The sequence below is a fragment of the Candidatus Cloacimonadota bacterium genome, assembly GCA_034661015.1.
Taxonomy (GTDB): Bacteria; Cloacimonadota; Cloacimonadia; order JGIOTU-2; family JGIOTU-2; genus JAYEKN01.
This window is the reverse complement of record JAYEKN010000218.1, coordinates 1-11,089: the sequence shown is the minus strand read 5'-3', so window position 1 is coordinate 11,089 and position 11,089 is coordinate 1. Positions and strand designations below refer to the sequence as shown.

The 11,089-nt window shown below is 36.0% G+C and carries 8 protein-coding genes; 7 read left to right on the top strand and 1 reads right to left on the bottom strand.

Going from position 1 to position 11,089, the window contains the following annotated elements; all coding sequences use genetic code 11:
* A partial coding sequence (locus tag U9P79_08395) for a M14 family zinc carboxypeptidase (protein MEA2104642.1) occupies window positions 1-3,438 on the bottom strand: 3,438 nt, incomplete at its 3' end.
* Window positions 3,439-3,693: 255 nt separating this feature from the next.
* On the opposite strand from U9P79_08395, the gene rpsU reads away from it, so the two are divergent.
* The 7 genes from rpsU (at window position 3,694) to U9P79_08360 (ending at window position 11,088) form a co-directional block, all read left to right on the top strand.
* Entirely contained in the window at window positions 3,694-3,879 is a 186-nt protein-coding gene (gene rpsU / locus U9P79_08390) for a 30S ribosomal protein S21 (GenBank protein MEA2104641.1), read from the top strand.
* Window positions 3,880-4,018: 139 nt separating this feature from the next.
* A complete protein-coding gene (locus U9P79_08385; protein ID MEA2104640.1) occupies window positions 4,019-4,303 on the top strand; it encodes a nucleotidyltransferase domain-containing protein in 285 nt (94 codons plus the stop codon).
* Entirely contained in the window at window positions 4,300-4,746 is a 447-nt protein-coding gene (locus U9P79_08380) for a nucleotidyltransferase substrate binding protein (protein MEA2104639.1), read from the top strand. The genes U9P79_08385 and U9P79_08380 overlap by 4 nt, the downstream gene beginning before the upstream one ends.
* A 157-nt stretch (window positions 4,747-4,903) precedes the next feature.
* The gene (locus U9P79_08375) at window positions 4,904-7,270 is read left to right on the top strand and encodes a Smr/MutS family protein (protein MEA2104638.1); all 2,367 of its coding nucleotides are present in this window, start codon (window positions 4,904-4,906) and stop codon (window positions 7,268-7,270) included.
* 74 nt (window positions 7,271-7,344) lie between these two features.
* On the top strand, window positions 7,345-7,512 hold the full coding sequence (locus tag U9P79_08370; protein ID MEA2104637.1) for a hypothetical protein: 168 nt from the start codon (window positions 7,345-7,347) through the stop codon (window positions 7,510-7,512).
* Between the two features lie 54 nt (window positions 7,513-7,566).
* Entirely contained in the window at window positions 7,567-9,333 is a 1,767-nt protein-coding gene (gene dnaG, locus U9P79_08365) for a DNA primase (protein MEA2104636.1), read from the top strand.
* 12 nt (window positions 9,334-9,345) lie between these two features.
* Window positions 9,346-11,088, top strand: coding sequence for a sigma-70 family RNA polymerase sigma factor (locus U9P79_08360; protein MEA2104635.1), 1,743 nt, complete (start codon window positions 9,346-9,348; stop codon window positions 11,086-11,088).
* Window position 11,089: the final 1 nt, after the last annotated feature.

The following is an 11,089-nucleotide window of genomic DNA, read 5'->3' as shown; positions in this document are numbered from 1 at the left end:
CCATTCAATCTGATAAAAACCCGGATCGAATTTTGATGAAACAATTGTTGCTAATTTTTGTCCCACAATATTATAGATGGAAATTTTTGCAAAAGCAGTTTGTTTTATGCTGAATTTGATTTTCGTTGAATTTGAAAATGGATTCGGTATGTTGCCGATAATCCGGGTTTTGGAAGGAAGTTCATTTTGGTTTATCCCATTACAGAAAACCGTTACTATATTCGAAGGGTCGGAATATCCGTTGTCGTAAATTGCCACAATATAATAAGTGTGTTCCCCACCGGTAATATCGTAATCCGTATAAGTGGTTGCAGCAGGATCATCAAGTTCGGCGATCTCTTCATCATCCCGATATATTTTAAAACCGGTAAGCGAGCGAGTTGTTTCGAGACAATCGGATTTTTCTTTTTTGTTATGAGATTTGTCAAATTCTAAATTTTCGGTTGCCGGAGAATTCCATTCAAGAATTACATCATTGCCATTTACAGTAGCGGTAAGGTTTGCGGGCGGGTTTAGGTATTCCAATTCAAAATCAAGTTCTGTAGTTTGATTCGCCAAAATTTCCACCTCATCGATTGTTATTTCTCCATAACCGGCTGCACTACAGGAAAAAGAATAAATTCCGACTTGCATTTCGAAAGTAAAGAATCCATCTGAGTCTGTTGTAGCCATTCCGCTCACATCGGCTCCTTCGATTGGTTGTCCCGAATCAATATCAGTTACGTAACCTTCTACTGTTCCGGTTGGAGCAGTTGGAGAGAAGAAATTCAAATATTCGGTCATTAATTCTGCTTTTGTATTTGTGCCATCATCCAAACCTCCGAACTCGAATGATGCTCCGATCGTTTTGTAATCAGTTGCATCATACGCAACCGCACAGTCGTAGCTAGGGGATTGGTTGCTAAAAATTGTAAATGCATCTCCATTCGGCTGAATATGATCTATCCAGTTATTGTCGCCAGAATAATTAAAACTCATGTTTTCTGTGAAAGTGCTGTTTGCTCCGAGTATGGTGCCCAGATCACCGGAACCATCGGATATGCCAGTTATATTGAACATGGAATGCACGGCAGTTGGGTCATCGTAATACCAAGTATCTCCACCTTCGAGATAAAGATTTCCACCATCAGCGAGATAATCAGCGAGTGTCTGACCTTCGCCTGAACTAAGAACATGATTGCCACTATAAATTCCGCAGCAAACAAAGATCGTTGTGTATAAATTCGGGTCCGTGGGGATTGTATTTTGATATTCGCAAGTTACACCGATATCGTTTAATACGCTTTCAATAACAGTTCCGGAGTTCTGGCTTGGGGCAAAATCAACAATTAGAGCCGGGATACTTCCGATGCAAAATTCCATCTCGAATACGTTGGTGTATGATCCGTTATTAGCGGATATTGTTAAATCTACGAGAACATTTTCACCTGTGGGAGTGCTTTCATCAGCATGAACAGTAAAAGAGCCTTCGACTGTTTGCTGGGGTTCGAGATTTCCAAAATCGAAATTAGCGGAAATTATTTCAAGATAGGGTGAAGATGTGTCAATTGAACCGGATAAAGAATTGGCAACTTCATCACCATTATTTCTTAAAGTAACGAGGATGTCTGCGGTTTCACCCGGATCAATTCTTCCGTTATTATTTCCTCCGCTGTCATCCACTTCATAATTTATCATTCCGATATAAACCCCGGATGAGTTTTCGAGAGCTCCGATTGCATCAAGGTCGAAACCTGCATTTGCAGCTGTTTGTTGTCCGTCACCGTCATCAACGATTTTGACAAATTGTGCCTCGAACATTGTTCCCATAGCAAGGTCAAATTCTGTCGTACCATTTCCCGCACCGAGAAGATTCCAAGGACCGTCAATTGTTTCGCCGGCGTAACAGTCATAACCTTCGGCTGAGGTGTCTCCTTCGTAAACAATTATATCATTTCCCGGACCATCCGCTATGGGGAATTGCATATCGAGCACAACCCAGCCGTTTTTACCGATTGAATAATTACGGTTGTCAGGAACACCGATCACACCCGGAGTATCACCCTCATCCGAATAATTATTATCAGGGATTTGTGAAGATGAAATTTTGTAAACAAATTGTCCGTCAGCAGGTTGAAGTTGAAAATCTGTTGTAGTTGAACTATTTGCAGAAACAATTATATTTTCAACCGTTTTTGTTTGATAGCCATTTGCTACGATTGTGATCGAATAAGTTCCGGGTAGAACATATTTATGAAAATCCCCGGCGTTTTTATCAGTATAAGTGGGAAAAAAATCGTCCACAAAAACAACTGCGGAAACCGGTTCGCCTGATATTGAATCTGTCACGGTTCCTTCAACTCCATAACCGGAGTATTCGATTATAGCAAGCATTGCCGGTACATTTCGGTTAAAGTACATCATAATTTGGGAAGAAGGAGGTTGTTTGCTGTAGGAGATTTCCATTGACCAACTTATCGCACCCATAGCCCCGTAGTTTGTATCTTTTGAACTTCCATTGATTGCATACATGCCAGTGCAACCTTGCCCATAATCAAGATTGGGATAAGTAGAACTGGAAGAATATACTCCTGCGAGTTGAATGATTTGGTCGTAATCTGGGCAGTGGTTAGGGCGATAACTCCACGGACAGGAGATATATTCTGTACCACTGTGATAAGTTGTATGAACGACAAATTGCCTATTGTAAGCACAATTTCGTAAGGCTTTTGATTCTGGCTGAGAATAGGCGCCGGTACTGCTACCCCAGCCGTCCCACATATAACCCCAATCACGATTCAGATCCACATTATTTGCATTTCGGCGGCTCATAGCAAAACGACCATCAGGATTAACACAATAGTAAATCCAGATTTCACGATTATCTATCAGCTCTGTAATTTCAGGATCAGAGTCATATCCCAGACAAAGAAGTCTGGCAAAACGAATGGCATTTTCCGATGCTCCTACTTCATCACCATGAATTCCACCGTCAAACATAACCTCTGCTTCATTTTCATCGAGTTCGGGATTGTCCGAAATTTTTAAGGCACCAAGTTCTCTTCCTTGTATGCTTTCGCCAAAAACAAATTTTTGGCAAATTTCCGGAAAATTTGTGGAAAGACTATCGGCAATATCAACGATTTCAGCAAAAGTGTAATACCCGGGAGGAACATCTTGTAACCAATAATTTTCGTAATATTTATTCAAGTCCTCTTTTAAAACCGTGTATTTCAGATTGGAAGACTTGATTTTTTCCAGTTCATGCGGGATCACATACATTAGAGCATATCCGGTTGGATATACATCTCCGTCCAATTTTAAGGAATGGAGTTTTTCGTAATCAGCGCTACTTTGAAGTGTTACCTTCACCTCCATCTCACCGCTTCTCCAAGCAAATGCAGGGATGAAAGCGACAATTGTAAACATTAAAATTAAAATAAAAATTTTCATTTTCATTAGTATCTCCATAATATTATTTTTTCATCCAGATGTTTGAGAAGCGGAAATAGTGTCAATGAATTTTAGAATATTTTGCGTATCTTCATCGAATTAATACACCCGAAAGGATTCGTGTCCCATCTTATTTTTCACACCCACAGGGATTCCTGCTCTACAGTTAAAAGAGAAGCATTAGTAAGAAAATCCACAATTTAGTTGACATAAAGAAGCACCATTGTAGATTTTACCAAAAATTTCCTCGGAGGAAAATTAGTGGTAACAATAAAAGTTAGACCAAAAGAAAATTTCGAAGATGCTTTCCGTCGTTTTAACAGGAAAGTGCAACAGGCTCGTGTTTTATCTGATATAAAGAATCATAGGTTTTACGAAAAACCAAGCGACAAAAGAAGACGAGAATTAAAAGCCAAAATGCGTAAATTAAAAAGAGGTAGAAGATAGCACTCTTTTTTTTATAAATCTTTGATCAATCGTAACCGTCCTATATTGAATGTCTTTAACGGATTTAAAATATCAGGACGGTTTTTGCATGTGTTAACAGAGATCGAATGTAAAATGTAATTTGGTAGAGTTATTGAAAATGAGATTGGATAAATTAGAACTAGAATCTATAAACAAAGCTATTGAAAATGTAAATGGTGAAGTTTACTTATTTGGTTCAAGGATTAATGATACTAAAAAGGGTGGAGATATTGATATATTAATATTTTCATCTGAAAATGCCTACAAACTTTCGCAAAAAGTTTCCGTAAAATTTTTTATGGAATGTGAGGAAAAAATTGATGTGGTTGTAATGAACAAAACTAAACTTACAAAAGAGCAAAAAGCATTTTTGAATGTCATTAAAATGGAAAAATTGAAATGAAAAAAGATCAAAAGATTATCACAAAAACGGCATTATACAAAGCAATTAGTGCGATTAATTTAGTAGAGGCGTCACTTGAATATATTAAACCCTATAAAATTAACCAATACTATACACCTCGCGAGCGAGAGCCTTATGATGCTTTATGTGATAGATTTATTCGTGCAATTGAGATCAGCCTAAAATATTTCAGAAGCTATGAAAAATTAATGTATGGTGAAAATTCTGAAACCATAAGAGATTTATTGAATCGGATGGAAAAATTGGAAATAATAAGTTCTGTTATATTGTGGATGCAAATGCGAGATGTTCGCAATAGAATAGTTCACGACTATTTGCCAGAAGAAATCAGGGATATGTATGATGAAATAATGGGTATTTTCGGAAACGAATTATTGCAACTCAAAAGGAAATTGGTAACGAATAAAATTGACGATTTTTGAAAAGTAAACATCTTTATTCATTTGTTGGAGGACATTAAACTCATTATTTTTACGCATTTGAAAAAGGTGACAAGAATGTCAAATCTAAAGCTTTGTTAACCATAAAACGAAATCTTAAATATCAATCACTATCCAAAACCACAAACACAAATTTTAAATGAAAACTCCATTCCAAGAACTTGAGTTTGGAAAAATCCAACAAATTATTAGCGAATATTGCTCCTCTTCGCTCGGAAAAAAATTTATTTTAACTCTCAAGCCGTTATCTGTAATTGCAGAAATAACAGAGAGAAGTGCAACAATCTGGGATACTGTAAATTATATTAGGCAGGGAAACCATATTGATTTGACCGGATTGGCTGATACCGAAAAATTATTTGACCGTTTCCAACACCATGATCCTTTCTCAATTCCGGAGATATTATTGTTTGCAAAAAATATTCAAATTGCAAATCAGTTAAAACAAAATTCTTCATTTAACGATGAAAATTTTCCCAAACTATTTGCTTTGGTAAAAAAAATTCATCTTCATTCCGATCTCGAAAATAAATTTTCTCGTACTTTCGATATAAAAAGTGAGATTAAAAATTCTGCAAGCAAAGAACTTGCTCGAATTCGTAAGGAAAGAAAATCTCAAAAAAGTAGAATCATTGAAAAATTGGAAAAAATTCTAAACACCAAACAATATCGAACCATCACTTTTGATAATGTTATCACAAAAAGGGATAATAGATACGTCATCCCAATAAAAAGTGGCTCGATAAACACTTTGAAGGGCGTAACTCACGGCAGCTCGCATTCAGGTGCTTCGGTTTATATTGAACCGCTTGTTGTGGTTGAAACAAATAACAAAATCATTGAACTTTACGATAGGGAAAAAGAAGAAATTTATCGTATTCTGCTAAGCCTTTTTAATGAATTACGGGAGAGTCAATCCGATCTTTTAGAAAACCTGACGATTCTTCAAAAAATGGATTTTTTTAAGGCAACCGCTCAATATTTTGTGGATGTAAACGGAACCGTTCCAGAGGTTAAAGAAGAACCTGTTTTATTCTTTCAGGAAGCAAAACATCCGATTTTATTTTCTGCACTTAAGGACGAACAGGAGATAGTTCCCTTCACCCTCGAACTGGGAAAAGATTATCGCTCTTTGATAATTTCCGGCGTTAACACCGGTGGAAAAACCGTAACTCTTAAGGCAGTTGGTTTGCTTACGATTATGGCTTTATGCGGTTTGCTGGTAACAGCGAAGAAAGCAAAAATCGGTTTTTTTACTTCATTTTTCACAGATATAAATGATGAGCAGTCTCTCGAAGATTCAATCAGTACGTTTTCATCACATATAAAAAAAATTACAAATATTCTTAGTCATGCTGATGAGAGATCTTTAATATTAATAGATGAACTCGGAACCGGCACCAATCCTGAAGAAGGTTCTGCCTTTGCTCAAGCTGTGATCGAAGAATTGATGAATCTGAAATCTAAAATGATCATCACAACCCATCTGAATAAATTGAAGATATTTGCCACAGAGCATGCCCAATGTGAAAATGCTTCAATGCGGTTTGATGAGAAAAAGATGAAACCGATGTACATTCTCGATGTTGGATTTCCGGGAAACAGCTATGCCCTTGACATTGCCCAAAAATATAATATTTCCCCAAAAATACTGGGGAGAGCTCGTGAAATTATTGATGACAAATCTCTTCAACTTGGTTATCTCCTGAAAAAGACAGAAAAACAGAGGAATTTGCTTGAGCAAAAAATATTTGATTATGACCAAAAAAACAAAATTCTTGACCAAAAAATGAATTCCATTTTACAAAAAGAAAAAGACTGGGATAAAATTGAAAAGAAACGAAAAAAGATTTTGCTGGACCAAACGGAAGAAAACCTTGCTCATTTGTATTCGGAACTTGAAGATGAATTTAAAAAAATAAAATCAAGGGCGAAAACATTACCCAAAATTGAGAAAGATTCTTTAAAGAATTTGAGGAATGTAATAAATAAGCAGCAAAAGAAAATTGGTCTCGAAAAAGATGAAATATCAGATTTGAGATTAGTTCCTATCAAAAAACATGTTGTTGGGAAAAAAGTCTATCACAAACACCTCGATATTGTGGGAAAAATCCAAAACATATCAAAAAATTCTATCACAATTATTGCTGACGGTCTCATCTTTTCGTGTAAAGCGAATGATATTTACGAAGTTCCAAAACATAGGGAAAAAAATGCTGATCAAATGGCTCCGCAAGTAACGATAACCAGCGATGTAACCCATGAAATCCCCTTTGAACTAAATATTATGGGGCTCACTTTTGATGAAGCTCAGCCACAAGTGGATAAATACATAGATCAGGCAATTCTGCTGGATTATTCCAGAATAAGAATTCTACACGGAAAAGGTTCAGGGCAATTGAGAGAAAAAGTCCGGTTTCATTTAAAATCTGATCCCCGTCTAAAAGATTTTTATCCGGCACCCCGAGCAGAAGGTGGAAATGGTGTGACGATTCTGGAATTGTAATTATAATATTAACTAATATTAATTAGAGCCTGTCCGTAAAGTATAGATTGGACGCAGATGAACGCTGAAAAAAAATGATTTACGCAGATAAAAAATTTAATTACAAAAAGAGTAGTATCAGCGTTTATCTGACGAATCAGTGTTTTTCTGCGTCGAATCACATTCGGAGAATCATTGCAAAAATGCGAGTTTACGGATGGACACTAATTAAATTTAAAAAATTAAAAATTTGCACCCAATAAAACCAAAATATAGAAAAGGATTTGATTCTTAATTTTTCAAAAACTGGATAGCCGATGAAATATGATCAACAAGTCATAAATGATGTACGTACCGCAAATAATATCGTGGATATTATCGGAGAATATCTCCCTCTAAAAAAAGCCGGAGTAAATTATAATTGCAGGTGCCCTTTTCATAATGAAAAAACTCCTTCCTTTGTGGTTAGCCCTTCAAAGCAAATTTTTCATTGCTTTGGTTGCGGAAAAGGTGGGAATGTTTTTAGTTTTCTGATGGAATATGAGAAAATCAACTTTGTTGAATCTGTAGAGAAATTGGCTAAAAGGGTGGGAATAACACTCCCTCAAAAGGAAGTATCAAAACAGCAACAATCCTTGTATAAGGAAATGTATTCGATATACGAAACCGCAAACGAATTTTTTATAAGGAATTTCCGCGACAATGGCAAATCCGCTTTAGAATTTCTTAGTAATCGAAATATACAATCGGATACGCTTTCCAAATTTCATGTTGGACTTTCTCCAGATGAATGGGATGCTCTCGTAAAAGAGTTGAAGGGAAAAGGCTTTCGCGCAAACACGGTAATGCAATCCGGATTGTTTTCTATGAAAAATGACCGAATCTATGATAAATTCCGTAGCCGAATTATCTATCCGATTTTTTCTGTTGACGGAAAAGTAATTGGATTCGGGGGAAGAGTCTATCAGGAAGGTGATGATGTTTCTGCAAAATATCTAAATTCTCCGGAAAACATTATTTATAAAAAACGCTACCATCTTTACGGATTAAACACTACAAAACACATAATTTCGAAAAAAGATTCTGCCATTGTTGTGGAAGGCTATATGGACTTGCTGAAGTTATTTCAATTCGGATTTGAAAATATTGTTGCGAGTCTTGGAACTGCACTCACAACTAATCAAATAAAATTACTTGCGAGATTCACAAAAAATATTAATATTTTATACGATGGTGACAAAGCCGGATATGCTGCGTCATTGCGAGTGATAAAAATTTGTCTGACAAATGATATCATTCCGAAAATAATAATGATGCCTTCCGGTTTCGATCCGGACTCTTTTCTTGATGAATATGGAAAAGCAGAATTGGAAAAGAAAGTGGGAAATCCGCTCAGTTTCTATCAGTTCATCAAATTTTATTATGATGCGGATAAAAGTTTGGAAGCAAAACAGGACGCAGTGAATGAACTTATAGACGATTTGCTTTTGATTAATGATCCTGTTCAAAGAGAGCTCTTTATCCACAAAACAGCAGAAGTTTTCGATATCGATCCCGATAATCTCCTTCGCTCTATGAAAATGAGAAAAAAACGGCAATGGAAACGGACTGCTTCTGCAAAAGTGGATAAAAATCTTTGCTTCGATGAAAAGGAAATTTTGAAATATTTCATAAATTATCCGCAACAAACTTTTGAATTTATTGATCGGCATTTACCCGAATATTTCGTGGATAATAGCTGTAAAAAATTGATCAAGTTGCTGATTGAACAGGAAAATCCTATTGAGTTTATCAAGAACAAATCGCAGATTTTAGATTATTTTAATTCTGATGAAAGAAACACCATAAGCGAAATAATATTCAGTGATTTTGAATATTCAGAAACGAATTTTAACAAGTTATTAAAAGGACTTAAAATAAATTATTTGGAATTAGAATTGGACAAAATCAATATGCGAATTACGGAACAACCTAATGATTATGACATTATTAGGGAGAAAAGTAATATTAAGCAAAAAATCAAACAGCTCAAGAGCAATTTCAAAGGCGGAGCAGTGAGAAAATTATTGCGACAATTGAGCTAAGGAGCATTATTAATGAATACAATTAGCGAATTTATCTCAGAATTAAAAAAGAAGGGTTCGTCCCGTGGCTATGTTACTTATGAAGAAATAAATCAATTGCTACCCGACAATCCGATTTTTCTTGATAAAATTGACGATATATTTAATGAACTGACTTCAAGTGGTATTGAGATATTTGATACAACCATCAAGGGCAAGATAAATCAGACGAGAGTCAAAAAGAAAGCAGCTACACATAAATCGAAAGTTCGGTATTATGATGACCCTGTTCGGATGTATCTGAAAGAGATGGGAAAAGTTCCCCTTCTTACTCCGGAAAAAGAAGCTGAAATTGCAAAACGAATCGAGCATTCTCAGGAGATCATTAACCGACTAACCCTCGCTTCCGGTAGCAGTTTGCGTATTCTAAAGAATTTTGTGCGACGATATCATGAAGGTAAAATAAAAATTGATAAAATCATAAAGGTAGAATTTGGCAGTTGGTTCGATAAGGAAAAAAATATTAGACTTATAAAAGAACTTGAGGAAAATACTCAAAAAGCCTATTTGCTTTCCAAAGAAATCGAAAAAATAATCAATAAAAATCCCTCCAAAAGATATACAAACGATTGGACGGTTGGAAAAAAAATTAATATAAACCGCGACAAAATATTAGATTATTTCAACGACTTTTACTTCACAACTTCAATGATCCAGCATTTCATTTACAGAATCAGAAACCTAATCGCCAGAATTAATATTAGCAGGGATAGAATAAGAAAAGTGAGCAATATCAAAGGATATAATGCTTCTGAAATTTGTTCTTTGGGCAGGAAAGGTGATAAAGGTAAACTTGAATTTAATGAAGTTGCAGAATCAACCGGAATGGACCCGCATATTTTTATTGATGCATTACGAAAAATTAAAAATAACCGCCGAAAAATTCGCAGAGTCGAGCTGGAAACTCGCATGACCGCAGACGAACTAAAAGATCTTATGGAGAAAATCGAGAATGCGCGTATTGATAAAGAGAAAGCAAAAAACGATATCATCAAGGCTAATGTTCGGCTCGTTATCAGTATTGCGAAAAAATATAATAATCGCGGATTGAGTTTTCTCGATCTGATTCAAGAAGGAAATATAGGCTTGATTAAAGCGGTAGAAAGATATGATTATCACAAAGGTTATAAATTTTCGACTTATGCAACCTGGTGGATACGGCAAACAATTACAAAGGGAATTGCCGACCAGTCTCGTACTATCCGCGTTCCGATCCATATGGCTGATTCGATAAATAAGGTGTCCAGAGCTCGCAATAAATTAGTTCAGGAACTGGGCAGAAATCCATTTCCGGAAGAGATTGCGGAGGAATTGGAAATGTCGGTCAAAAAAGTTAAAAATATCATTAAAGTTTCCAAGCATCCTGTTTCACTCGATAAACCGGTTGGGGATGAAGATGGAGATTCCACTTTGAGCGATTTCATCGAAGACGAATCACTTATTTCACCTCAGCAAATTGCCAAAAGAACTCTTCTTGCCAAACAAGTCTCATCTGTGCTTTCCACCCTATCAAAGCGTGAAATGCGCGTGATAAAACTCCGTTTTGGAATTGGAGACGAAACACCGCGGACACTCGAAGAAGTAGGTAATATTTTTAATATCACCCGCGAACGTGTTCGCCAGATTGAAGAAAAAGCCAAAGCAAAACTTCGCCATCATAGCAGATCAAATGTCTTGAAACGCTATATGGATACATTTGAGGCTTTAACTAAATAGT

What these genes read in the sequence shown, in the direction of transcription:
- U9P79_08370 (MEA2104637.1), top strand. Translation starts at nt 7,345, where the DNA reads ATGATTTACGCAGATAAAAAATTTAATTACAAAAAGAGTAGTATCAGC.
- U9P79_08380 (MEA2104639.1), top strand. Translation starts at nt 4,300, where the DNA reads ATGAAAAAAGATCAAAAGATTATCACAAAAACGGCATTATACAAAGCA.
- U9P79_08385 (MEA2104640.1), top strand. Translation starts at nt 4,019, where the DNA reads ATGAGATTGGATAAATTAGAACTAGAATCTATAAACAAAGCTATTGAA.
- U9P79_08360 (MEA2104635.1), top strand. Translation starts at nt 9,346, where the DNA reads ATGAATACAATTAGCGAATTTATCTCAGAATTAAAAAAGAAGGGTTCG.
- dnaG (MEA2104636.1), top strand. Translation starts at nt 7,567, where the DNA reads ATGAAATATGATCAACAAGTCATAAATGATGTACGTACCGCAAATAAT.
- U9P79_08375 (MEA2104638.1), top strand. Translation starts at nt 4,904, where the DNA reads ATGAAAACTCCATTCCAAGAACTTGAGTTTGGAAAAATCCAACAAATT.